The organism is Nocardia sp. NPDC050630 (assembly GCF_044457245.1).
Lineage (GTDB): Bacteria > Actinomycetota > Actinomycetes > Mycobacteriales > Mycobacteriaceae > Nocardia.
The window spans coordinates 181661-205031 of sequence record NZ_JBITGN010000003.1; the positions used below are offsets into that span (position 1 = coordinate 181661).

Annotated in this window: 28 protein-coding genes; 20 read left to right on the forward strand and 8 right to left on the reverse strand. The window is 63.9% G+C overall.

What is annotated here, in order from left to right:
* Nucleotides 1–42: 42 nt before the first annotated feature.
* A complete protein-coding gene (locus ACIBG0_RS10985; protein WP_397031459.1) occupies nucleotides 43–2079 on the reverse strand; it encodes a M13 family metallopeptidase in 2037 nt (678 codons plus the stop codon).
* Between the two features lie 98 nt (nucleotides 2080–2177).
* Nucleotides 2178–4217: a M13 family metallopeptidase gene (locus ACIBG0_RS10990; protein ID WP_397031460.1), complete on the reverse strand. Its 2040-nt coding sequence runs from the start codon at nucleotides 4215–4217 to the stop codon at nucleotides 2178–2180.
* Between the two features lie 346 nt (nucleotides 4218–4563).
* On the opposite strand from ACIBG0_RS10990, the gene rplN reads away from it, so the two are divergent.
* From rplN to ACIBG0_RS11010, 4 genes are read left to right on the forward strand one after another with little or no spacing between them, the layout of a single operon-like run.
* Entirely contained in the window at nucleotides 4564–4932 is a 369-nt protein-coding gene (gene rplN / locus ACIBG0_RS10995; RefSeq protein ID WP_040686591.1) for a 50S ribosomal protein L14, read from the forward strand.
* Between the two features lies 1 nt (nucleotide 4933).
* Nucleotides 4934–5251, forward strand: a complete 318-nt coding sequence (rplX, locus tag ACIBG0_RS11000) for a 50S ribosomal protein L24 (protein WP_040686592.1) — start codon at nucleotides 4934–4936, stop codon at nucleotides 5249–5251.
* A 1-nt stretch (nucleotide 5252) separates the two neighbouring features.
* Nucleotides 5253–5816 (forward strand): 50S ribosomal protein L5, encoded by a 564-nt coding sequence (gene rplE / locus ACIBG0_RS11005; RefSeq protein WP_062983164.1) that lies wholly within the window; start codon nucleotides 5253–5255, stop codon nucleotides 5814–5816.
* 4 nt (nucleotides 5817–5820) lie between these two features.
* Nucleotides 5821–6006: a type Z 30S ribosomal protein S14 gene (locus tag ACIBG0_RS11010; protein WP_014981705.1), complete on the forward strand. Its 186-nt coding sequence runs from the start codon at nucleotides 5821–5823 to the stop codon at nucleotides 6004–6006.
* 150 nt (nucleotides 6007–6156) lie between these two features.
* On the opposite strand, the gene ACIBG0_RS11015 is transcribed toward ACIBG0_RS11010, so the two are convergent.
* Entirely contained in the window at nucleotides 6157–6810 is a 654-nt protein-coding gene (locus tag ACIBG0_RS11015; protein WP_397031462.1) for a Uma2 family endonuclease, read from the reverse strand.
* Nucleotides 6811–7300: 490 nt separating this feature from the next.
* On the opposite strand from ACIBG0_RS11015, the gene rpsH reads away from it, so the two are divergent.
* The 9 genes from rpsH (at nucleotide 7301) to map (ending at nucleotide 12791) form a co-directional block, all read left to right on the forward strand.
* Nucleotides 7301–7699: a 30S ribosomal protein S8 gene (rpsH, locus tag ACIBG0_RS11020; protein ID WP_062983150.1), complete on the forward strand. Its 399-nt coding sequence runs from the start codon at nucleotides 7301–7303 to the stop codon at nucleotides 7697–7699.
* 14 nt (nucleotides 7700–7713) lie between these two features.
* Nucleotides 7714–8253 (forward strand): 50S ribosomal protein L6, encoded by a 540-nt coding sequence (rplF, locus tag ACIBG0_RS11025; protein WP_397031464.1) that lies wholly within the window; start codon nucleotides 7714–7716, stop codon nucleotides 8251–8253.
* Nucleotides 8254–8255: 2 nt separating this feature from the next.
* Complete coding sequence (rplR, locus tag ACIBG0_RS11030; protein WP_397031466.1) at nucleotides 8256–8663, forward strand: 50S ribosomal protein L18; 408 nt, start codon at nucleotides 8256–8258, stop codon at nucleotides 8661–8663.
* A 31-nt stretch (nucleotides 8664–8694) separates the two neighbouring features.
* Nucleotides 8695–9357 carry a 30S ribosomal protein S5 gene (rpsE, locus tag ACIBG0_RS11035; protein WP_364780190.1) on the forward strand — a complete coding sequence of 221 codons (663 nt, stop codon included), beginning with the start codon at nucleotides 8695–8697 and terminating at the stop codon, nucleotides 9355–9357.
* A 2-nt stretch (nucleotides 9358–9359) separates the two neighbouring features.
* The gene (gene rpmD / locus ACIBG0_RS11040; protein WP_062983142.1) at nucleotides 9360–9539 is read left to right on the forward strand and encodes a 50S ribosomal protein L30; all 180 of its coding nucleotides are present in this window, start codon (nucleotides 9360–9362) and stop codon (nucleotides 9537–9539) included.
* Nucleotide 9540: 1 nt separating this feature from the next.
* Nucleotides 9541–9984: a 50S ribosomal protein L15 gene (rplO, locus tag ACIBG0_RS11045; protein WP_062983140.1), complete on the forward strand. Its 444-nt coding sequence runs from the start codon at nucleotides 9541–9543 to the stop codon at nucleotides 9982–9984.
* Nucleotides 9985–10122: 138 nt separating this feature from the next.
* Nucleotides 10123–11445, forward strand: coding sequence for a preprotein translocase subunit SecY (gene secY, locus ACIBG0_RS11050; protein WP_397031468.1), 1323 nt, complete (start codon nucleotides 10123–10125; stop codon nucleotides 11443–11445).
* A complete protein-coding gene (locus tag ACIBG0_RS11055; RefSeq protein ID WP_397031470.1) occupies nucleotides 11442–11987 on the forward strand; it encodes an adenylate kinase in 546 nt (181 codons plus the stop codon). Before secY ends, ACIBG0_RS11055 begins: the two co-directional genes overlap by 4 nt.
* A 6-nt stretch (nucleotides 11988–11993) precedes the next feature.
* The gene (gene map / locus ACIBG0_RS11060; protein WP_397031472.1) at nucleotides 11994–12791 is read left to right on the forward strand and encodes a type I methionyl aminopeptidase; all 798 of its coding nucleotides are present in this window, start codon (nucleotides 11994–11996) and stop codon (nucleotides 12789–12791) included.
* 616 nt (nucleotides 12792–13407) lie between these two features.
* On the opposite strand, the gene ACIBG0_RS11065 is transcribed toward map, so the two are convergent.
* From ACIBG0_RS11065 to ACIBG0_RS11075, 3 genes are all read right to left on the reverse strand, one after another.
* Nucleotides 13408–13674, reverse strand: coding sequence for a hypothetical protein (locus tag ACIBG0_RS11065; RefSeq protein WP_397031474.1), 267 nt, complete (start codon nucleotides 13672–13674; stop codon nucleotides 13408–13410).
* A gap of 115 nt (nucleotides 13675–13789) precedes the next feature.
* Entirely contained in the window at nucleotides 13790–15016 is a 1227-nt protein-coding gene (locus ACIBG0_RS11070) for a fatty acid desaturase family protein (RefSeq protein WP_397031475.1), read from the reverse strand.
* A 20-nt stretch (nucleotides 15017–15036) separates the two neighbouring features.
* Complete coding sequence (locus ACIBG0_RS11075) at nucleotides 15037–15210, reverse strand: hypothetical protein (protein WP_397031476.1); 174 nt, start codon at nucleotides 15208–15210, stop codon at nucleotides 15037–15039.
* Nucleotides 15211–15480: 270 nt separating this feature from the next.
* On the opposite strand from ACIBG0_RS11075, the gene ACIBG0_RS11080 reads away from it, so the two are divergent.
* Together ACIBG0_RS11080 and ACIBG0_RS11085 are read left to right on the forward strand one after the other, a co-directional pair.
* Nucleotides 15481–16137, forward strand: coding sequence for a TetR/AcrR family transcriptional regulator C-terminal domain-containing protein (locus ACIBG0_RS11080; RefSeq protein ID WP_397031984.1), 657 nt, complete (start codon nucleotides 15481–15483; stop codon nucleotides 16135–16137).
* Between the two features lie 131 nt (nucleotides 16138–16268).
* The gene (locus ACIBG0_RS11085) at nucleotides 16269–16547 is read left to right on the forward strand and encodes a DUF5994 family protein (RefSeq protein WP_397031477.1); all 279 of its coding nucleotides are present in this window, start codon (nucleotides 16269–16271) and stop codon (nucleotides 16545–16547) included.
* Between the two features lie 11 nt (nucleotides 16548–16558).
* Here the strand turns inward: ACIBG0_RS11085 and ACIBG0_RS11090 are convergent, their stop codons facing one another.
* The gene (locus ACIBG0_RS11090; protein ID WP_397031479.1) at nucleotides 16559–17287 is read right to left on the reverse strand and encodes a TetR/AcrR family transcriptional regulator C-terminal domain-containing protein; all 729 of its coding nucleotides are present in this window, start codon (nucleotides 17285–17287) and stop codon (nucleotides 16559–16561) included.
* Nucleotides 17288–17622: 335 nt separating this feature from the next.
* On the opposite strand from ACIBG0_RS11090, the gene ACIBG0_RS11095 reads away from it, so the two are divergent.
* Together ACIBG0_RS11095 and ACIBG0_RS11100 are read left to right on the forward strand one after the other, a co-directional pair.
* Nucleotides 17623–18006: a DUF5994 family protein gene (locus ACIBG0_RS11095; RefSeq protein ID WP_397031481.1), complete on the forward strand. Its 384-nt coding sequence runs from the start codon at nucleotides 17623–17625 to the stop codon at nucleotides 18004–18006.
* Nucleotides 18003–18497, forward strand: coding sequence for a DUF5994 family protein (locus ACIBG0_RS11100; RefSeq protein WP_397031482.1), 495 nt, complete (start codon nucleotides 18003–18005; stop codon nucleotides 18495–18497). The genes ACIBG0_RS11095 and ACIBG0_RS11100 overlap by 4 nt, the downstream gene beginning before the upstream one ends.
* 17 nt (nucleotides 18498–18514) lie before the next feature.
* On the opposite strand, the gene ACIBG0_RS11105 is transcribed toward ACIBG0_RS11100, so the two are convergent.
* Complete coding sequence (locus ACIBG0_RS11105) at nucleotides 18515–19606, reverse strand: glycosyltransferase family 4 protein (protein WP_397031483.1); 1092 nt, start codon at nucleotides 19604–19606, stop codon at nucleotides 18515–18517.
* A gap of 246 nt (nucleotides 19607–19852) precedes the next feature.
* Here ACIBG0_RS11105 and ACIBG0_RS11110 point away from each other — a divergent pair, with 246 nt between their 5' ends.
* From ACIBG0_RS11110 to ACIBG0_RS11120, 3 genes are read left to right on the forward strand one after another with little or no spacing between them, the layout of a single operon-like run.
* Nucleotides 19853–21034, forward strand: a complete 1182-nt coding sequence (locus ACIBG0_RS11110; protein ID WP_397031485.1) for a glycosyltransferase — start codon at nucleotides 19853–19855, stop codon at nucleotides 21032–21034.
* On the forward strand, nucleotides 21031–22041 hold the full coding sequence (locus ACIBG0_RS11115) for a glycosyltransferase (protein WP_397031486.1): 1011 nt from the start codon (nucleotides 21031–21033) through the stop codon (nucleotides 22039–22041). The genes ACIBG0_RS11110 and ACIBG0_RS11115 overlap by 4 nt, the downstream gene beginning before the upstream one ends.
* Entirely contained in the window at nucleotides 22041–23324 is a 1284-nt protein-coding gene (locus tag ACIBG0_RS11120) for a glycoside hydrolase family 130 protein (protein WP_397031487.1), read from the forward strand. Before ACIBG0_RS11115 ends, ACIBG0_RS11120 begins: the two co-directional genes overlap by 1 nt.
* The last annotated feature ends 47 nt before the right edge of the window (nucleotides 23325–23371 follow it).

Below are 23371 nucleotides of genomic sequence, written 5' to 3' on the forward strand. Positions count from 1 at the left end.
ATGAAGCCCGGCGTGGGGGCCGGGCTTCATGGGAGGTGATTGTCAGAGGGTGATGCGCTGGTTCTCCGGGAGGAAGAGTTTGTCGCCTTCCTTGACGGCGAAGCTGTTGTAGAACTGGGCGATATTGCGGACGATCTGGTTGCAGCGGAATTCGTTGGGCGCGTGGACGTCCTGGAGCAGGCTGATGGTGGATTCCTCGGTCTGCTTTTCGCGCCAGCTGCGGGCGTAGGAGAGGAACATCTGCTGGTAATCGGGGTCGATGCCCTCGCGTTCTGCGGCGATGCGGTAGGCCTCGACGGCGATTTGCAGGCCGCGCAGGTCGGCGAGATTTTCGCCAACGGTGAGCGCGCCGTCGACGTGGTATTTGGGATCGAGGCCCTCGGGGACCAGTACATCGAATTGCTCGATCAGCTGTTTGGTCTTGGCCTCGAATGCGGCCAGGTCCTCCGGTGTCCACCAGTCGCTGCGATTACCGCTGGCATCGTACTTGCGGCCCTGATCATCGAAGCCGTGGCCGATTTCGTGGCCGATGGTCGCGCCGACCGCGCCGTAATTGACCGCTGTGGTCGCGTCCTTGTCGAAGAACGGCGGCTGTAGATAAGCGGCGGGGAAGGTGATCTGGTTGCTGGTGGGTGAGTAGTAGGCGTTGACGGTCTGCGGCGACATACCCCATTCGGACTTGTCGACCGGAGTGCCGAGTCGGTTGAACGCCTTCTTGGATTCGAAAGCATTGACGGCGCGCAGGGATTCGATCAGCTTGCCCCGGGTGATCTTCAGCGCGGAGTAGTCGTCCCACTTATCCGGATATCCGATCCTGGCCTCGATCTTGTCCAGCTTGACGATCGAGGCATCCCTGGTCGGCTTGGACATCCAGGTCGAATTGGTGAAGTTCTCCCGATAGGCGGCCATGAGGTCGGCCACCATCTCCTTGGCCCGATCCTTGGCGGCCGGCGGAAAGTACTTGTCCACATACAGTTTGCCGAGTTGGTCACCGAGATTGTCGTTGACGACCCCGACACCGGACTTCCACGTCTCGGGCCGCTCCTCGATTCCGCTCAGCACCTTGCCGACGAATTCGAACCGCGCGTCGCGGATCGCCTTGGGCAGGAAGCGGGCGTACTCCGCAATCACATTGACCCGCAGGAACTCTCGCCACAGCGCGATATCGGTGTCGGCCCACAGCCGCGCGGCGGCGGTCACGAACGACGGCTGCGCCACCACGAGCTTGTCGAACAGCGAGCGCGGCCGATCGGTATTGCCCGCCATCCACGGATCCCAATCGAATTGCGGTCCGAGCGCGACCAGATCATGCCAACTCATCACGTTGTAGGTGGCATCGGTATTGCGATTGCGCACGCTGTCCCAATGCGCCGCCGCGATCTTGGTCTCCAGATCGAGCATGCGCTGCGCGATGCCCGCCGGATCGGCGAGACCCGCGCCCACCGACATCTTCTCGAGGTAGGTCTTGTAGCCCGCGAGCTGTTTGGCGTATTCCGGCTTGCGGTAGTACTGCTCGCTCAGCGTGATACCCGACTGACTGACGGTGGGGATATAGGCATTGGAGTCCTTGCGATCGATGCCGACTCCGATGCCGATCAGCCCGGCGATCGGCAGCTCCGCCATCACCTTGGCCAGATCCGGTTTGGTCGCCGCGCCGTCGATCTTGGCGAACAGATCGGTCAGCGGTGTCATGCCGAGCGTTTCGAAGGCGGCCTCATCCAGGCGCGCGTCGTAGAGATCGCGAATCTGCTGCGCCTCCGAACCCGGCTTCGGATCCTTGATGCCCTCGATGATCTCGCGCAGCTGAGCCAGCGTCCGATCGCTCGCATCGCTGATCGCCCCGACCGCGGCCTTATCCGGCGGCAGCTGGTACTCGCGCAGCCACTTTCCGTTGACGTGCCGGTACAGATCGTCCTGCGGCCGGACCACCTCGTCCGCGCCGCCCATATCGACCCCGGTGAGCCGCACCGGATGCTCATCCTTCGAGCAGGAGACCAGAGCGACGGCCGCGGGCACCACCCCGAGCGCGACCAGGAAGGCACGACGGTCGAGCTGACCGAGACGACCGGTTGATGTCACGAGGATTTCCTCTCCCGATGCGGTCCCGGCCGCATCCTCGTCAGGCGCGATAGTGCTGGCCCGAGGCTACCCGCCTCCGGCGTTGCCAGCGCGTCGGATCAGAGCGAGACCCGCTGGTCCTTGGCCAGGTACAGCTTGTCGCTCGGTTCGAGCGCGAAAGTGGTGTAGAACTCGTCGATATTGCGGACCACCTGGTTACAGCGGAACTCGTTGGGCGCGTGCGGATCCATGGCCAGTCGCAATTCCATATGCTGCTTTGTCGATTTCTCCCGCCAGATCCGGGCCCAGGACAAAAACAGCGTGCGATTGTCCGGGTTGTCCTTGCCGTCGCGTTCATCGGCGATGCCGAGGGCGGCCAGGGCGATACCGAGACCGCGCAGATCCGCGAGATTCTCCCCGACCGTGAGCGCGCCGTCGACGTGCTTGCTCGGGTCCAGACCCGTCGGGACCAGCGCGTTGTACTGCTCGATGAGCTGCTTGGTCTTGGCTTCGAAGGCGGCCCGGTCCTCGGGCGTCCACCAGTCGCGCAAAGTGCCGTCGCCGTCGTAGCGCGAACCCTGATCGTCGAACCCGTGTCCGATCTCATGACCGATGACCGCGCCGATCGCGCCGTAATTGACCGCGGTCGCGGCATCGGGGTCGAAGAATGGGGGCTGCAGAATGGCGGCCGGAAACGTGATCGAATTGGCATTGGGGTTGTACATGGCATTCACCAGCTGCGGCGCCATCCGCCATTCGGACTTGTCGACCGGGGTGCCGAGGCGCGCGAAACCGCGCTTGGTCTCGAAACGTTGTGCGGCGCGGACCGATTCGATCAACTTGCCGCGCGTGATCGTCAACCCCGAGTAGTCGATCCAGTTGTCCGGATAGCCGATCTTGGTGACGATCTTGTCGAGTTTCGCGATGGCGGCCTGCCTGGTCGGCGGCGACATCCAGGTGGAATCGGTGAAATCGGCTCGATAGGCGGATATGAGATCGGCGACCATCGCCAAGGCGCGCTCTTTGGCCGCGGGCGGAAAGTGTTTTCCCACATAGAGTTTCCCGAGCTGCTGGCTCAGGTTCTCATTCACGGTGGCGATGCCGTCCTTCCACAGTTCCGGACGCTCCTGCGACCCTTGCAGCACCTTGCCGACGAAATCGAATTCGGCATCGGCAATGGCCTTGGGTAGCATCGCCGCGAACTGTTTGACCACCGCCATACGCAGATACTCCCGCCAGACCGCGATATCGACCTCGGCCCAGAGCTTTCCGGTCGCCGCCACGAACGACGGCTGACCAACCACCACGCGATCGAATAGTGCGCGCGGTCGGTCGGTATTGCCCGCCAGCCACGGCTCCCAATCGAATTGCGGTGCTAGCGCGGTCAATTGGGACCAGTTCATCGGATTGTAGACAGCATCGGGATTGCGCAGTCGAACGTCGTCCCAGTAACCGGCGGCGATCTTGGTCTCCAGCTCGAATACCCGCTGGGCGATACCCGCCGGATCGGGAAAGCCCGCGCCCGTGGCGACCCGTTGCAGATAGGTCTGATAGGCGGCACGCTGTTCGGCGTATTCGGGCTTGCGGTAATACTGCTCGCCCATATTGGGGTCGATACCGGACTGGGAGATGTTCGCGACGTACTCGGCCGAGTTCTTCTCATCGACCCCGACGGACAGGCCGACGAGGCCGCCGATCGGCAGCCCGCCCATCACCTTCGCCAGATCCGGTTTGGTTGCTGCGCCGTCGATCGCCGCGAATAGATCGGCCAGCGGGGTCACGCCGAGCCGCTCGATTTGGGCCAAGTCGACCCGCGCGTCGTAGAGATCGCGGATCTGGTGCTCGGCGCTACCGTTCTCGGGCTCGTGGATGCCATCGATGATCTCGCGCAACTGCTGTTCCACCCGGTCGCCGACCTCGTCGAAGGTGGTGTAGGACGGCTTATCCGGCGGCAGTTGGAAATCGCGCAGCCAGCCCCCGTTGACGTACCGGAACAGATCGTCCTGCGGACGAACCGCCTGATCCCCGCCCCGCATATCGACCCCGGTGAGCTGCACCGACTGCTCGCGCGTGCACGAGACCAGTGCGGCGGGAATCACGCCGAGCGCGATCAGAAAGGTACGACGACCGAGCCGGGCGGAACGCGCGGACGAACTCAAGGAAACCCCCTATATCAGCGACGATGCGGATTACGCACAGTTCATCTGGCGATCTTGCTCGTCCCGAGGGTAGTGACGGGACGGCTCGCCAGCACTGATCCACGCGGGTTTCACAGCGGAAGTTCAGCCTGCGGTTGCGGGGCCCGATTTGGGACCGACGTGGGCATCCACCTACACTGAACCGGTTGCCTGCGGGAGCTGTACCCGCAATCCGGCCACGAACCCCCAGTGGTTGATCCATCCGATCGAGAAAACCGCTGGTAGGCGCGCGTTCGGGTGGTAACACGACCATGCCCGTCGGGTCGGCAATCCGGCGTGCGTATACATCCAGGTCAAGGAGGCTGAAGTGATTCAGCAGGAGTCGCGACTGCGCGTCGCCGACAACACGGGTGCGAAGGAAATCCTCTGCATCCGCGTTCTCGGCGGTTCGTCGCGTCGCTATGCCGGCATCGGCGACATCATCGTCGCCACCGTCAAGGACGCTGTCCCCGGCGGCAACGTCAAGAAGGGCGAGGTCGTCAAGGCCGTCGTCGTGCGCACCGTCAAGGAGCGTCGTCGCCCGGACGGTTCGTACATCAAGTTCGACGAGAACGCGGCCGTTCTGATCAAGGCGGACAACGACCCGCGTGGCACTCGCATTTTCGGCCCGGTCGGCCGCGAGCTGCGCGAGAAGAAGTTCATGAAGATCGTTTCGCTGGCTCCGGAGGTGCTCTGACATGAAGGTGCACAAGGGCGACACGGTGCTCGTCATCTCGGGTAAGGACAAGGGCGCCAAGGGTAAGGTCATCCAGGCCTACCCGAAGGAGAACCGGGTCCTGGTCGAGGGCGTGAACCGGATCAAGAAGCACGTTGCCAACTCCACCAACCAGCGTGGCGCCTCCTCGGGCGGCATCGTGACCCAGGAAGCTCCGATCCACGTGTCCAACGTGATGGTCGTCGACTCCGACGGCAAGCCGACCCGTGTCGGCTACCGGGCGGACGAGGAGAGCGGCAAGCGGGTCCGGATCTCCCGTAAGAACGGGAAGGACATCTGACATGACCACCTCTGAGAAGACTCAGCCGCGTCTGAAGGCGCGCTACCGTGCCGAGATCAAGGACGCGCTGAACAGCGAGTTCAACTACGCCAACGTGATGCAGATCCCGGGCGTGGTGAAGGTCGTCGTGAACATGGGTGTCGGTGACGCCGCGCGCGACGCCAAGCTCATCAACGGTGCGGTCCGGGACCTGGAACTGATCACCGGTCAGAAGCCCGAGATCCGCAAGGCCACCAAGTCCATCGCGCAGTTCAAGCTGCGTGAGGGCATGCCGATCGGTGCGAAGGTCACCCTGCGCGGGGACCGCATGTGGGAGTTCCTGGACCGCCTGGTCTCCATCGCGCTGCCCCGTATCCGCGACTTCCGCGGTCTGTCGCCGAAGCAGTTCGACGGCAACGGCAACTACACGTTCGGCCTGAGCGAGCAGTCGATGTTCCACGAGATCGACGTGGATTCCATCGACCGACCGCGCGGTATGGACATCACCGTGGTGACCACCGCGACCAACAACGAAGAAGGCCGTGCCCTGCTCAAGCACCTCGGCTTCCCGTTCAAGGAGAACTGAGCACATGGCTAAGAAAGCACTGGTCAACAAGGCCAACGCCAAGCCGAAGTTCGCGGTCCGGGCTTACACCCGCTGCCAGCGCTGCGGCCGTCCCCACGCCGTCTACCGCAAGTTCGGCCTGTGCCGCGTGTGCCTGCGCGAAATGGCGCACCGCGGTGAACTCCCGGGCGTGCACAAGAGCTCCTGGTGAGCTTGCGCTCCTTGTGAGCGCACCCGCACGAAACTGAACAAGGGCACGGCCTCCACCAGAGGCCGTGCCCTTGCTTGTTTTCAGGCCCGTACATTCATGGGACAGCGGCTGGAGGGATCAACTCCGGGCCCTCGATTCACTTGCCGCGGTTCAGAATTCGAGTTCGGACCAGGGGATGTGGATCGGGAATGGGAAGTCGGCGGTTATCGCGTCGGAATCCTTGGGGGTCCATTTGCCGATGAGCAGGTAGTTCACGGGATACAGCGGGTGGACTCCCTCCGGGAGGTCGCCGTGGGTTGTTTCCAGTGCGAATGCGCGCACCATTGCGATGGCGCTCCGCTCGCGTTCCAGCGTCACTTCCCAGTACCAGGGGATGCCCGCTTTCGCGTAGCGCGCCTTCTTCTCATCGATATCGGTCTGGGTGTTCGATGGTGACAGGACCTCGCCGGCCAAGAGCACGTCGTCAGCACGAACATCCTGATAAGGGACTGGGAGGCACCGATGTACCAGGAAGTCCGGCGTCACGAAATCGGACTTTCCCGATGTGCCGAAGAAGATGTTCGTTTCCGTGTGGACTCGCCAGCACTGCTCCGGGTTCGCGGCCATGTCCCCGCGTGCACACCGACGCAGGCCGCTCCACAGCAGGTTGGTGAATTCCTGATGCTCGGCAGGCCCACGCCGTACCCAGACCACCCGCCCATCCCATAGCTCGATCTGCCGAGCAATCTCCTCGGGCAACTGCTCGAGTTCCTCCCACGTCATGTACTCGGGAAGGTCGGGTCGTTCGAAGCGCGGCAGCGACATCCCCCAATCCTAATCTCGCCCGCCGCCCGCTCGAGGCTCTCGCACACCTTCGGGTTCGAGGCACGGCGTTTCGTGCGGTGAGTCGATGTGCGCGGCGTCGGAATGTCTGCGTGAACAGGCATTCCTCGCGTGTTTGGTGTCCAGAGCGCCTGGAGGTGGGGCTGGGCGATTCGCGGCGGAAGGCATATGCGTATGGCGGCATATGTTGTGGATTTCGGCGAGCGGCTCGAACCGTCGGGGCCGATTTTGTCCTGGTCAGCCCATTGCCTACACTAGAGCGGTTGCGTGGGCACTTCTGTGTCCGCATGTCCTTGGTGCGATGCTGCATCGACGTGTGGACGGCCCTCGCACCGAGAGCTCGTATGAGAACTCAATCCGGTCGGCAAATGTCGGCCGGACCGCCGAATTGCTATAGGCCCACGGCTGGCGTGCCGATGCGTACGCCGGTGTTGCATGGGAACCGTAGCGAGAAAGGTGTCAAGGTCGAACTATGACCATGACTGATCCGATCGCAGACTTCCTGACACGTCTGCGCAACGCCAACTCGGCGTACCACGATCAGGTGAAGGCTCCGCACTCGAAGCTCAAGGCGAATATCGCCGAGATCCTCAAGCGCGAGGGTTACATCGCCGACTACCGGACCGAGGACGCGACCGTGGGCAAGACCCTCGTCGTCGACCTCAAGTACGGCCCCAGCCGTGAGCGCAGCCTGCAGGGCCTGCGCCGCGTGTCGAAGCCGGGTCTGCGTGTGTACGCGAAGTCCACCAACCTGCCCAAGGTCCTGGGCGGCCTCGGCGTGGCGATCATCTCCACGTCGACCGGTCTGCTCACCGATCGTCAGGCGGCCAAGCAGGGCGTGGGCGGCGAAGTCCTCGCCTACGTCTGGTAAGGGAGGTAGGACAAATGTCGCGTATTGGTAAGAAGCCCATCGCCATTCCTGCCGGTGTCGAGGTCGCCATCGACGGCCAGAACGTGTCGGTGAAGGGTCCCAAGGGCACCCTGACCCACGTCGTCGCCGAGCCGATCACCGTCACCAAGGGTGAGGACGGTCAGCTCGAGGTTGCCCGCCCGGATGACCAGCGCCAGAACCGCTCGCTGCACGGCCTGACCCGTACCCTGGTCGCCAACATGATCGAGGGCGTCACCAAGGGCTACGAGAAGAAGATGGAAATCTTCGGCGTCGGTTACCGTGTCGCGGCCAAGGGTTCGAACCTGGAGTTCGCCCTCGGCTACTCGCATCCGGTGCCGATCGAGGCCCCGGAGGGCATCAGCTTCGCGGTGGAATCGCCCACCAAGTTCTCCGTGTCCGGAATCGACAAGCAGAAGGTCGGTCAGATCTCCGCTGTCATCCACGGACTGCGTAAGCCCGACCCGTACAAGGGCAAGGGCATCCGCTACGCCGGCGAGGTCGTTCGCCGCAAGGTCGGAAAGACGGGTAAGTGATCATGGCGCAAACCGAAAACCAGATTGCCAAGCGCAAGCCGCGCGGCAAGGACGTGTCTACCGCACGTCGTCTGTCGAAGACCCGCCGTCACTTCCGTCTGCGCAAGAAGGTCGTCGGCACCACCGAGCGCCCGCGCCTGGTGGTCAACCGCTCCTCGCGTCACCTGCACGTACAGCTCGTGGACGACTCGATCGGCAAGACCATTGCCGCCGCGTCCTCCATCGAGGCCGATGTCCGCGCGTTGGACGGCGACAAGTCGGCCAAGAGCAAGAAGGTCGGCGAACTGCTGGCCGAGCGTGCCAAGGCCGCGGGCATCGAAGCTGTCGTGTTCGACCGTGGTGGTCACGACTACCACGGCCGGATCGCCGCGTTGGCGGACGCCGCTCGCGAAGCGGGGTTGAAGTTCTGATGACTGCAAACAATTACGGAAGGAACGTCTGATGCCGGGACGTCAGAGGCGTGACGGCGGCAACGGACCCGCCGGACAGCAGAATGGTGCCGCCGGTGGCGGCGACAGCCGGGACGGCCGCGGCGGTGGCCGCGATCGTCGTGGCGGTGGTGACCGTCGTGACCAGCAGACCGACAAGAACCAGCTCGAGCGCGTCGTAGCGATCAACCGCGTCTCCAAGGTCGTCAAGGGTGGTCGTCGCTTCAGCTTCACCGCCCTCGTGATCGTCGGTGACGGCAACGGTCTGGTCGGCGTCGGCTACGGCAAGGCCAAGGAAGTTCCCGCGGCCATCCAGAAGGGTGTCGAGGAGGCTCGCAAGGGCTTCTTCCGCGTTCCGATGATCGGCTCGACCATCACCCACCCGGTGCAGGGTGAGGCGGCGGCCGGTGTGGTCATGCTGCGTCCGGCCTCGCCCGGTACCGGTGTGATCGCCGGTGGTGCGGCGCGCGCGGTGCTGGAATGCGCTGGTATCCATGACATTCTGGCGAAGTCGCTTGGTAGCGACAACGCCATCAACGTCGTGCACGCGACGGTTGCGGCACTCAAGATGCTGCAGCGTCCGGAAGAGGTCGCGGCCCGTCGTGGTCTGCCCCTCGAGGATGTTGCCCCTGCGGGCATGCTGCGCGCACGCGCTCAGGCAGCGGGAGGTCGGTAGTTATGGCAGATCTCAAGGTGACCCAGATCAAGTCGTCGATCGGCGCCAAGGCGAACCAGCGGGAGAGCCTTCGTACGCTCGGCCTGCGTAAGATCCGCCAGACCGTGGTTCGGGAGGACAACCCCCAGAACCGTGGGCTGATCAACGTCGTGCGCCACCTCGTAACAGTTGAGGAGGTCTGACATGACCATCAAGTTGCATCACCTGCGTCCGGCTCCTGGCGCCAAGACCGAGAAGACCCGGGTGGGTCGCGGTGAGGGCTCCAAGGGCAAGACCGCGGGCCGCGGTACCAAGGGCACCAAGGCTCGCAAGAATGTCCCAGCCGCCTTCGAGGGTGGGCAGATGCCGATTCACATGCGGCTGCCCAAGCTCAAGGGCTTCACGAACCGGTTCCGCGTGGAATACCAGGTCGTGAATGTCGGCTCGATCGCCAAGCTGTTCCCCGAGGGCGGCGCGGTCGGCAAGGCGGAGCTGGTGGCCGCCGGCGCGGTTCGCAAGAACCAGCTGGTCAAGGTTCTCGGCGATGGCGAGATCGGCGTCGCGGTCCAGGTGACCGTCGACAAGGTGACCGGCGCCGCCAAGGAGAAGATCACCGCGGCCGGTGGCACTGTCACCGAGCTGGGCTGACGGTACTCTGCAGATAGTGGCACCGGACGAGTGAAGAGCTCGTCCGGTGCCACTGTTAGAGTTCAATTGTTGTCTGCCAAGCCTCGTCATGGGTTTTCTATATCCGTGGCATGACCATGTCGTTCGCCAGGAGGATCTGTGCTTTCCGCCTTCGTATCGGCCTTCCGGACTCCGGACTTACGGCGGAAGATTCTCTTCACGCTGGGGTTGATCGCGCTGTACCGCTTGGGTGCTTCGCTGCCGTCCCCCGGTGTCGATTACAAGAGCGTCCAGGAATGTATAGACCTGGTCTCCGGCGGTGATTCCGCCGGTATCTATCAGCTGATCAACCTGTTCTCCGGTGGCGCGCTGCTGCAGTTGTCGGTCTTCGCGATCGGCATCATGCCCTATATCACCGCGAGCATCATCATCCAGCTGCTCACCGTCGTCATCCCGCGTTTCGAAGAACTGCGTAAAGAAGGCCAATCGGGCCAGAACAAGATGACGCAGTACACCCGCTACCTCTCGATCGCGCTGGCGATCCTGCAGGCCACGGGTCTGGTCGCGCTGGCCGCCCGCGGCCAGCTGCTGCAGGGCTGCCAGAAGGACATCCTGGCCGATACCAGCATCTTCGGCATGGTGATCATCGTGCTGGTGATGACCGCCGGTGCCGCACTGGTCATGTGGTTCGGCGAGCAGATCACCGAGCGCGGCATCGGCAACGGCATGTCACTGCTGATCTTCGCCGGTATCGCCGCGCGCATCCCGAACGAGGGCAACAACATTCTGCAGAACCGCGGTGGACTGGTCTTCGGTCTGGTCTGTGTCGCCGCGTTCGCGATCGTCACCGCGGTCATCTTCGTCGAGCAGGGCCAGCGCCGAATTCCGGTGCAGTACGCCAAGCGTGTGGTCGGCCGCAAGATGTACGGCGGTTCCTCGACCTATCTGCCGCTGAAGGTCAACCAGGCCGGTGTCATTCCGGTGATCTTCGCGTCTTCACTGTTGTATCTGCCCAACCTGGTCGCGCAGCTGACCTCCTCGAAGAATGCCGCCGACCAGAGTTGGTGGCAGGAGATCATCCAGAAATACTTGGTGAACCCGGGCAACCCGGTCTACATCGCGATCTACTTCGGTTTGATCGTGTTCTTCACCTACTTCTATGTCGCGATCACCTTCAACCCGGAGGAACGCGCGGACGAGATGAAGAAGTTCGGTGGGTTCATTCCCGGATATCGTCCCGGTAGGCCCACCGCCGACTACCTCAATTTCGTATTGAGCCGCATTACCCTCCCCGGCTCGATCTACCTCGGTCTCGTGGCCGTCCTGCCGAACCTGTTCCTCGATATCGGCGCGTCCGGTGGCACCCAGAACCTTCCGTTCGGTGGCACCTCGGTGCTGATCATGGTGAGCGTCGGCTTGGACACCGTGAAGCAGATCGAAAGCCAGCTGATGAATCGAAATTACGAAGGGTTCCTCAAGTGAGACTTGTACTGCTCGGACCGCCGGGCGCCGGCAAAGGCACTCAGGCCGACCTCCTGTCGGACAAGCTGGGTGTCCCACACATCTCTACCGGGGACCTGTTCCGCACCAATATCACCGCCCAGACGCCGCTGGGCCGGGAGGCGCAGAAATACATCGACGCGGGCGATCTGGTGCCCAGCGATGTGACCAACCGCATGGTCGAGGCTCGGGTCGCCGAGCCGGATGCCGCGAACGGCTTTGTGCTGGACGGCTACCCGCGCACGGTCGATCAGGCCGACGCGCTGGAGAAGATCCTCGCCGATATGGACAAGAAGCTCGACGCGGTGCTCTGCTTCGTTGTGCCCGAGGACACCGTGGTCGCCCGGATGATGGCGCGCGGTCGCAAGGACGACAACGAGGATGTGATCCGCAACCGGCTCCGGGTGTATCGCGAGGAGACCGAGCCGCTGCTGGAGCATTACGACGGTCTGGTCGTCTCGGTAGACGGTGTCGGTGAGATCGACGAGGTCAACACGCGCGCGTTGCGCGCCCTGGGACACTGAGGCCGGATGGTCTTCAACCGCAAGAAGAAGGTCGTGCCGTTCCGGACGGCAGGCGAACTGGATGCGATGGCGGCGGCCGGTGCGATTGTCGGCCGCGCGCTCGTCGCGGTGCGCGCGGCGGCCAAGCCCGGTGTTTCCACCCTGGAACTGGACGAGATCGCCGAGCAGGTGATCCGCGATGCGGGCGCCGTGCCGTCGTTCAAGGGTTACCACGGCTTTCCGGGGTCGATCTGCGCGTCGGTGAACGACCGTGTGGTGCATGGGATTCCGACATCGTCGGAGATCTTGAGCGAAGGTGATCTGGTCTCGATCGACTGCGGCGCGATTCTCGAAGGCTGGCACGGTGATTCGGCGTGGACCTTCGGGGTCGGCACGATCATCGAGGCCGATCAGCTGCTCAGCGATGCCACCAGGATGTCGATGGAGGCGGGTATCGCGGCCATGCTGCCCGGTAACCGGCTGACCGATGTGTCCCATGCCATCGAAATCGGTACGCGCGCCGCCGAAAAGGAGCACGGTCGGTCCTACGGCATCGTCGACGGTTACGGTGGGCACGCCATCGGCAGGGAGATGCATATGGATCCGTTCCTTGCCAACGAGGGTGCGCCGGGTAAGGGGCCGAAACTTGTTGTTGGATCGGTGCTCGCGATCGAGCCGATGTTGACGTTGGGCACGACGCAGACAAAGGTGCTCGACGATGATTGGACCGTGGTGACGCTGGACGGTAGTCGGGCGGCGCACTGGGAACATTCGGTCGCCGTTACCGAGGATGGGCCGCGGATTCTTACGGTTCGTCCGGAGTAAGAGCCTCGAAGGCTGGAGCCGAACAGGTACGGTCGGGCGTGGTTGGGCCGACCGCTCGAAACTATTGCGGCCGAACTCGATCGGGCGCTACGCCTACACTTGGGTCTGTAGCTCGACTGTGTTGCGCGATTCGGCCCACATTGTGCCGTGTGTGGCGGCAACCCCATCCGAGTCCCGAGTTCGGCGACCTCGCGGCGAGGAGCCGAGCCGCACCGACGCCCGAAGGTCGTAAATGTCTGGTACCCAACGGCTTCGGACACAATGCGTCCGCCGCCCGACCTGACGTTACCCAGCTTGCGCTGGACCGGTGACGTCGTTCCTTGCACCCGCGCTCGTGCGTCTTACCGCATTCGGGGTAATCCAGGGGATCGACCGCAATCACAAGGGCGATGATTTCTCCTCCGATTCGTAACGCACTTCGACGATGGAAGAAGCGTATGGCCGGGGCAGGGGTGCATACCCGAGTAGATAGCTACTCGAATTCCCTTGTGGGATTGCGTAGTTCCGCAGCGAACCGTGATCGGACGGTTGGCCTTCCGGCCGTCTGATCCGGTCTCCGCACAGCTCAGGGCCGGTGCCGTGGGGGCACGGCGCCGCGCGTAAGTAGCGGCTTCCGCTAGACGTCCGCCGAGCGCATTACGACTCGATCCGCCCGCGGTGCCGCCGTATCGGCCGGTCGTCGCACGGCGCGGATGACCATGGTGCGGAGGGGAAAGTCGAATTCGCCGTCAGCGGCTTCCCGCCTGCCGTGCGGGTCGCGATCGAGGCCCTGCCCGACCGCTCCGAAACCCAGTGGGAAGTATCCGGTTAACTCCCGTTGCCGCGGTAGAACAGGACGGCCGGGTGCTGCGTCTTTCCAGCTGCGCAGGATCGCGGCGCGCATACCGGCGATCAGGTCCAGTAGCTCGTCGTGGTCGAGCCACAGCGTGTGCCGACGGTAGTCGACGAGACCGGTTGCCGCGTGCGTTTTCGCGGTCGATAACTGCGGGAAAAGCTACTCAGCGGACGAGCGCCCGATTGATTGCTAGTCGTCGCAGCGCTGTGCGCAGCCCGCGACGGCCCGGCGTCCGGTCGGTGTTGACGACCGTGGACGAATCGATGCCATTGAACTTATGTTCAGATGCGGTTTCGGGTGCGTCGTCCGAGGAGGCGATCAGCAGGCTGTCGGGCAGCGCCAGTTTGTGGATGGTGCGTAGCGTCAGCAGATATTGGCGCAGTAGTGGACCGGTGGTGTACGGCAGGTCGTATTTGTCGCACAATGCCCGCACGCGCCGGGCGATCTCGGCGTAGCGGTTGCTCGGCAGGTCGGGGAACAGGTGGTGTTCGATCTGGTAGCAGAGGTTGCCGCTGAGGAAGGCCAGCACCCGGCCCGCGTCGAAGTTCGCGGTGCCGAGCATCTGGCGCAGATACCACTCCGGTTTGGTCTCGTTTTCCAGGACGGTCGGCGCGAATTTCTCTGCGCCGTCGGGGAAATGCCCGCAGAAGATCACTAGATAGGCCCATAGGTTGCGCAGGACATTGGCGCTGGTGTCCGCAGCCAAGGTGCGCCGCCAACGCCGCCCGCTGAACGCGGGGAACAGCAGATAGTCCTTGCCGGCTTGCCTGGCGATCTTGCCGAGGAGCGCTCTGGTCTGCATCGCCTTCTGGGCCGGGGTGACCGCGCGGAGGTGTTCGGAGTCGTTACCATGCAGTGCGATACCCCACTCGAAGGTGGCCGCCAGCACTAGGTTCAGCAACGGCTGCAGCAGATTCCCTGGGCGCCAACGGTCATCGCGGGTCACGCGTATGACGCCGAATCCGATGTCCTCATCCATGCCGAGCACATTCGTGAAGACGTGATGGCGATAGTTGTGCGAATAACGCCACTGCGACGACAGACCCGCCATATCCCATTCCCAACTGCTGGAATGGATTTCCGGGTCATTCATCCAATCCCATTGGCCGTGGCAGACGTTGTGGCCGATCTCCATGTTCTCGATGCTCTTCGCCATCGCCAATCCGGCAGTCCCGAGGATCCAACCGGTCCGCTTGCGACTGAGCGCGATCATCAGCCGCGACCCGGCGTCGAGTGCCCGCTGGAAGGCGATCGTGCGGCGGATGTAGGCCGCATCCCGTGCACCGCGCTGATCGGTGATATCGCGGCGAATCACATCGAGCTCGTCACCGAGTGCCTCGATATCGGCCGCCGTCAGATGCGCATAGACCGCGACCTGTGTGATTGCCATTGCTCATGCCCCCGATCGGGTCAGCGTTTGAATGCGTCCCGCAGCGATCTCGAGAGGCGTTCGACTATGTCGTTGGGGCGCTTGCCGCCGATGTCGGTCCGACGCCGACTGTCATCGTCCGGTTTGGCGAGCAGCTTCCGCAACCTTGTGCGGAGTGCCCGAATCTGCTGGGCGACCCTGTCTTCGATCGTCATCGGAATATTCCTGTCTCGGGATGCGCGGCGCCGATGGTGACAGCCGAAACCGCCCGACCGGCCGCTGCGCGATCCGGTATATCCACAGCTTAAGCCCTATCTACGCCGCCTGTCTACGGCGTAGGCTTACATCGTTAACAGTTGTGCTGGCTTCATCGAGAGGCGCTGAATCAGATGAATGGAATCAGGGAAGGACCCGTCGGTTACCCCAAGAATCCAGTCAGCGCGCACCGCGCCAACGCCAGGAATGCTCCACTGACCAGGGCTGCGATGCTGGCGGCCGCGCTCGAGATCATCGACCGCGACAGCGTCGAGCAGCTTTCGATGCGACGCCTCGGCGCGGCCCTCGGCCGGGACCCCATGGTGCTCTACCGGCATGCCGCGAATAAGGCGGCGCTGCTCGACGGGGTCGCCGAGATCGTGCTCGAGCAGTTGACCGTCGACACTGCCGATCACGATTGGCGCCACCAGCTGCGCAGCATCGCGCGTGACTTCCGCCGTCTCGCGGTAGACCATCCGAATGTGGTTCCGCTGCTGGTCACCCACCCGCTGGCCACCCCACTCGGGCTCCGACCGGTAGGCACGCTGCGTCCGCTGGAGGACATCCTCGCGCTGCTCACCCGTGCCGAATTCAGCGGCACCGACGCGCTGCACATCTACCGCGCGCTGTTCGGCTTTCTCTACGGCCACATCCTCAATGAACGACAGGAACTCGTCGAACGCCCTGAAGAAGCAACCGATCTGCTGCGCCTGGGCTTGCACCGCCTGCCGATCGGCGACTTCCCGCTGCTACGCGGTCTCGCCACCGACCTGGCTGCCTACGACGGCGTCGTCGAACTCGAACGAGGCCTGGACATTCTGCTCACCGGCCTTACCGCCACTATGATCCGCCCGCCACGCGACCGAGAGGGGAGCGTCGACCAATGACGCACCAACTGACCCGAACCGACTCGGGTAGACCCCCACCCAATCCTCGTCGGCTGCGACAGGAACTCGAATTCACAATGGACTCGAGCTGTTCGGTCGACGGAGTATGGCGTCCGCGTAGCAATGACCTTGTGGCCGAACTACCCGATCTGCTCACGGCGGTCGCGACCCGACTCGGCCCGATCCATCGAGTGATCTATCACCTCGACGAATGGGCCGCAGCACCAAGGAAACTCGGCAGTGGTGGGCGACTGGTGCGGCTCGACGGTTACCGGCACAAGGCCCGGCATACGCTCGGTGTTCTCGGGGTGAGTGGTGTTCAGCTCACGCTAGTGGTGGTTACCCCGGCTGACATCGAAACGATTGCGGCGCAGCAGCGTTGGGACTCCGAAGGTGGGTCGGTCGCCTGACCAGCACACGATCATCGCTCTTGGCTGGGCAGCGTCGCCGCGAGTCCGGTGAGCAGAATATCGAGACCTCGTTCGAGTTCGGTGGCGCCGTCATAGGCCGCCAGCGCCGGAGCGAGTTCGCGCAGCAACGGGAACTCCGCGATGGGCAACCGATGCAACCCGAGGCGCAGCACCTCGTCGGTTTCCTCGGGGCTCTCCACGATCTCCTGCAGCTCGTTGAGCACGTGACCGTAGAGAAAGCCGAACAGTGCACGGTAAATGTGCAGGGCATCCGCACCGGAAAACCCGGCGCGGGTGAGCAGCGCGAGGATGTTCTCGAGCGGACGGACCACGGCTTGGGGACGCAGCCCCAACGGAGTAGCCAACGGCCGGGTCACCAGCAGCGGTACCGCCTTCGGATGGGCCAGTGCCAAGCGCCGGAAATCGCGTGCGACCATCCGCAACTGAGCGGCCCAGTCCGCGTCGGAGGCATCGATCGACAATTGCGCGAAGACGACCTCGGCGACACCGTCGAGCACCGCCGCCTTATTCGCCACATGCCGGTAGACCACCATCGGATCCCGCCCCACCGCGTCGGCCAGCCGCCGCATCGAGAGTCCGTCGATCCCGTCCCGATCGACGATCTCGAGCGCCGCGTGCAGCACCGTCGCCCTGGTCACCGGACCGCCGCCTCGGCCTGCGGTGGCCGGGGCGGGCCGCCCGGATCGGGAGTTCATGCGATCGGTCGGTGGTTCGGTCATCTCGAAGAATTCTCCAGTTTCTCAGCGTCTGCGCTGTAGGTCATGATCGTAGACCTACAGTGTTGACATTACGTCATAATGGGCGTCTACTGGAAGAACCAACAGATCTGAGGATCTGCGTCGTCGTCATCTGATCGGTGCTCATGCACGCGGGCGCCAGCGGCCACCCGCGGCTTCTACTGTTCGTCCAGACGGCACGCGGGCACCGTCGCGCACTTCCGCGACGCCCGTCGATCGGTGGGCGCCACAGCCGAAACAGGAGCACCGTCATGTCACCGAAAAAGATCCGCTCATCGTCGGCTCGACATCGTGTCCCGCCGGAATACACACCTCGATTGAGACTGAAGCCGAAGGCCGCACGCGACGGATATATCGATGGCGCCTGGTGGCCCCGATCCGGCGTACTCGCCGCCGAACTCCCAGATCTGCTGGCGGTCCTATCAGTGCGGCTCGGCCCGGTCTGGCGCGTCGTCTATGACCCCGCGTGCTGGTCGGGCGCACCCCAGCAAATAACCGTCGACAACCGAACGGTCCGGCTCGATCCATATCGTTTCGAGCGGTGGAACACGATGTTCGTCTTCGGCCGGGACAGCGGCTTGATCGTGCTCCGCGTCATCCCATCGGCGACCGCCGAGGACATCGCACATGCTGCCCTCATGGCGACCGTCAAGCCCGAACCGGCGACCATGGCCGCCAGTGGAATCGAGTCCAGATCATGAGTCACATCAAGGCACACCGCCCGATCACCAATCACCGCGACATGACCGGTAACACCGGCCCGCCCGTGCTCGATCGGCAACCGTTCCGGAAACCTACCCGGACACCACGTCTGCTGCTGCGCGGAGCCGGCTCCAGTGCCGGACATGTCGACGGCGCATGGTGGCCGTGGACGGCCAACCTCACCGCCGAACTGCACGATCTGATCAGCGTGCTCACCCCACGCCTCGGCTCGACCGTGCGAATCGGCTTCGGTTGGAACGCGGTCAGTCTCGCCCAACGCCGCATCGACCACGACGACGGCATCCGACTGCACGGGCCAGGCGCTGCTCAACCAAACGATGTCATGCATCTGGTAGGCGCCGGCGGAACTCATCTGGCTCTGCTGGTCATCCCCGCCGACACCCCGCCCGATCAAGCGAACAGTCTGATGCGGTCGTCGTCACGAACCGAAACACCGCACCAACTCGGCACCCGAGCTGGAACCCAATAACGCTGGGGCGCTGTCGATTACAGTCCGGCGTGCGAGAACAGTCCGGGGGAGCCGATGGCCTGTTGTGCTACCGGCTCGGCCGATACCTTGCGATGTCCGCAGTCTCGAACGACCCGCTCGAATAGAGCTAGGTAGGCATCGATCATGCGATCAGCGGTGAACCGTTCGAAGACGTCGTCCCGGCAGGCGGAACGGTCGAGTCGTCCGATATCCGATACCGCCGCGACCGCACCCGCGACATCGGAGACGAGGAATCCGGTGCGACCGTGGCGGACGATCTCCGGCATCGAACCCAATGGTGTCGCGATGACCGGTGTCCCGGCGGCCATGGCTTCGACGACCGACAAACCGAACGGCTCGGCGAAACCGATCAAATGCAGTAGCGCGCGGGCGCCCCCGAGTAGCGCGTCCCGCTCTGCCGGGCCGACCGGACCGCGGTAGGTCACATCGGTGCCGCTGAGGTGCGGTTCGACCGCCGTGCGGAAGTATTTCTCGTCTTGGATCACGCCCGCGATGATCAATGGCAGTCCGGCCTGCCGCGCCACCTCGATCGCCAGGTGCGTTCCTTTATCCGGATGAATTCTGCCCAGAAACAGTAGATATTCGCCGTGCTCCGGCCGAAATGTGAACTGAGCGAGATCGATACCGTGATGAATCGTCGCCGCATAGCGCAGACCCGGGTCGCGATCGGCGTCGGTGATCGCCACATAGTGGGCGATGTCACCGAATTCTCGATAAACCGGGACAATATTCGGCGAGGAGAAGCCGTGAATCGTCGTCACCATCGGTGTAGATACCAGCCTGCTGTAAGTCAGCGGCATGAAGTCGAAATGGTTGGCGAGTATGTCGAATTCCCCGGCCCGCGCGAATGCCGTCGAATTATGCAGCGCTTCGAAGACTTTCGCATCCGCACCGGCCGTCTCCTCGTATCCCGACGGTACGGCGGAGACCAGCCGTGCCGAGGTCGCGGAGTCCGCCGTTGCGAACAGTGTGACATCGTGCCCACGCGCGACAAACCCCTCGGCCAGCGTCGAAGCGATTTGCTCCCAGGGGCCGTAATTTTTCGGAGGTGTACGGTGTGCGACCGACGCGATAACGCCGATTCTCATATATTCCTCGATTACTGGCGGCAAGACCGCCGAGAGCCGCCCCAGATGTGGGCGAACAGGATGCGGCGATCATATCACACTAATTTTCGCCGACCCGAGTGTTATGATCGAGACCTGGTTGCCGATCCCTTCGTGTCTTTTTTCCGGAGCGGATTCTCAAGCGCTTCAGCGCAACACGATCAGCCAGTTGAGTGGCTGCAGACAGCGGCACCGTCGGCGCTGCCTCGAATCAGAAAGGCTGGCGTAGTGTCGGTTCGGTCCTATGGCGTTCTGAGTACCTACGCACCGACCCAGTGCGGACTGGCCACCTTCACCGCCGCACTCGTCGATGCATTGTCCGCACCCGGCGAAATCGGTTTCGGGCCGGTCGATTTCGGGCGCCGCCCTACCGTCGGCGTCGTCGCGGTGGTCGACAGTCCGGATCCGACACCGGCCCCCGAGGTGGCACATCAGTGGGAGCGCAGCGACCATCGCGGTGCCGCCGCCGCGGCCATCGCGCTCAACCGTTTCGATATCGCGGTCATCCAGCACGAATATGGCATCTATAGTGGGCGAGACGGCGTCGATGTCCTCGAAATCGTTCGTGCCCTTCGTGTTCCGGCCATTGTCGTGCTGCATACAGTGCTGGTGACTCCGACGCCGCAGCAGCGGATGATCCTCGAGCAGCTCGCCCGCAACTGCGCGGCCATCGTCACCATGACGAATACTGCCCGTCGACGACTCATCGACCACTACGCGGTCGAGCCGGCCAAGGTCCGGGTAATTCCACACGGCGCCACCGACAATCGCTCCGGACAGCCGGGCGATCAACACCAGCCGATCTCCCGCACGCCGGTAATCCTGACCTGGGGATTGCTCGGTGCGGGTAAAGGCATCGAATGGGGCATCGACGCGATGGCCCACATCGCCGACCTGCGCCCGGCCGCGCAGTACCGCGTGGTGGGACAGACGCATCCGAGAGTGCTTGCGCGCCACGGCGAGTCCTATCGCAGCGAACTCGTCGAGCGCGCCCGGCGCCGCGGCGTGGCCAACACCGTGCACTTCGACGCCCGCTACCTGTCCAACATCGAGCTGTACCGGCTCATCAGGCAGGCCGATGTCGTTCTGCTGCCCTATGATTCGCGTGAACAGGTGACATCCGGCGTGCTCATCGAGGCGGTCGCGGCGGGCAAACCGGTGATATCTACCCCCTTCCCGCATGCCGAAGAACTGCTCTCGAGCGGTGCGGGCCTGCTGGTCGATCGAGAATCACCGACCGATATCGCCGCGGCGCTGCGCCGCGTGATCACCGAACCGGGCCTCGCGGCGAGAATGGGTGCCGAAGCGAACCGTATTGCTCCCGAGCTACTTTGGACTTCGGTAGGGCGGAAGTACCGTGATCTTGCCGCGGAAACGCTGCGCGCCGATACGGAACTGGCCACGGCATGAATACCATCAGCATCTCCTACGCGCACCTCTACCGACTCAGCGACGAGTGCGGCATCTTCGAACACTCGAGGTTCACCACGCCCCGCATCGAAAACGGTTACTGTGTCGACGATGTCGCGCGCGCACTAGTGGTGGCCGTTCGCGAGCCCGAGCCGACCGCACAACTCCTCGACAACACCGCCGTATATCTGGACTTCATCGTCGCGGCACTGAACGAGGACGGAACCTGCCACAATCGTCGGGGCACGGACCGGAGTTGGCAGGACGAACCGAGCCTCGAAGATCACTGGGGCCGCGCCCTGTGGGCTCTCGGCTCCGTCGTCGCCCGCCAACCCGATCTGGCGCAGACCGCGTTGGCGCACTTCACCATCGGGGCACAAGGGCGATCCCCGTATCCCCGGGCAATGGCCTTCGCCGCACTCGGCGCCGCCGAGGTGCTGGGTGTCCAGCCGGGAAACACACAAGCGCGTGAGCTATTGGCCGCGGCCTCCGCTCGGATCGGTCCGCCGACGCGCCGTCTCGACTGGCGCTGGCCAGAGCCGCGATTGCACTATGCCAACGCGGTGCTTGCCGAAGCGCTGCTCGCGGTCGGCGCACTGCTACCCGGACAGGGCCGCGTCTATGCCGATGGGCTCGCGATGCTGCGCTGGTTACTCGAGATCGAAACCTCGGGTGATCATTTATCGGTCACCCCCGTCGACGGCTGGGTGACCGGCGAAACTCGGCCCGGCTTCGACCAGCAACCCATCGAGGTCGCGACCTTGGCGGACGCCTGCGCCCGCGCCTACGACGACACCGGCGACCAGCGGTGGAAGGATGCGGTACTGCTGTGTGAGGCGTGGTTCCGTGGCACGAACGACGTCGACACTCCCCTGATCGACCCGGTCAGCGGCGGCTGCTGCGACGGACTCGAGCACACCGGCCGAAACGAGAACCAGGGCGCCGAGTCGACGCTAGCGCTGATCTCCACGCAGCAACAGGCACGCCGACTCACGCTGGCCGGGTAGTGGCCAACCCCACCGATCTCGTCCGGCGCAGTGCCGTGGTGCTGGTGCCGGATGCCAGCAGAGTCTCGGCCAGGCTATTTCTGCCCGGCCAAGAGATTCTCGGACAGGGGATTTCACGTGCCGAGGCCATCATCGACCGGGTGCTCGCACTCACCGAAGCGGATCTGCTGGCCAGCCTGGCCTCCGTGCGTCGCCGGTTCGGCGATCGCCACCGCGATATCGACGCGACATTCGCCACGCATGCGGCGCTGGTCGAACATCTGCTGCCACGGCGGGGGACACTGACGCCCGCGCGCAGACAGCTCATCGGCGCGTACTTCACCCAGGAGTACGCGGTCGAAGCCGCGGCGCTGTTCAATCCGTCGATGGTCGCGCACCCGGACCAATCCGGCCTGGCGGCGGGCGAGCTGCGGTTCGTCATGAGCGTGCGCGCACTGGGCGAGGGGCACCTTTCGAGCGTCGAGTTCCGTTCCGGCACAGTCGCACACCATGATTCGGTTCGCCTCGACAAGCCTTCGCCCTTTCTGGACACCGGCCGGGTCGCCGCCTCGGCGGCAGGCAACTACACCGTGAACTTCCCCGCCGATCGCCCGCTCTCGGAGCGGGTGCTGTTTCCCGAGAGTCCCGACGAGAGCCGCGGCATCGAGGACACGAGGCTGACCCGGTTCACCGAGCCGGATGGGACGATTACCTACTACGGCACCTACACCGCTTTCGACGGCGCGCACATCGCGCCGCGGCTGTTGCGCACCAACGATTTCGGTACCTTCGTCAGCACTCGGCTGGCCGGGTCCGGGGCCGAAGACAAAGGGATGGCACTGTTTCCGCGGCGGGTCGGCAACCGGTACCTGATGCTCTCGCGGTGGGACCGGGAAAACATCAGTGTGGTCAGCTCTTCCGATACCCGTGTGTGGCGTGCGCCGGTCACCGTCTATCGACCGACCAACTCCTGGGAGCTGATCCAACTCGGCAACTGCGGTCCACCGATCGAGACCCCCGACGGCTGGCTGGTGTTGACCCACGGCGTCGGTCCGATGCGCACGTACGGCATCGGCGCGATCCTGCTCGATCTCGACGACCCGACTCGACTCATCGGTGCACTCCGCGAGCCGCTGCTGGTCCCGAACGAAGACGAACGCGACGGCTACGTGCCGAATGTGGTGTACTCGTGCGGCGCGCTCGTCCACCGGAACACCCTGGTGCTGCCCTACGGCTGCGGCGACTCCGCGATCAGGTTCGCATTCGTCGACTTGTCCGCTCTGCGCCGACAGCTCATCGCTTAGACCTGGCGGCACCGGGATCCGGGAGTTGCCGTTCTCGACGTGCACCG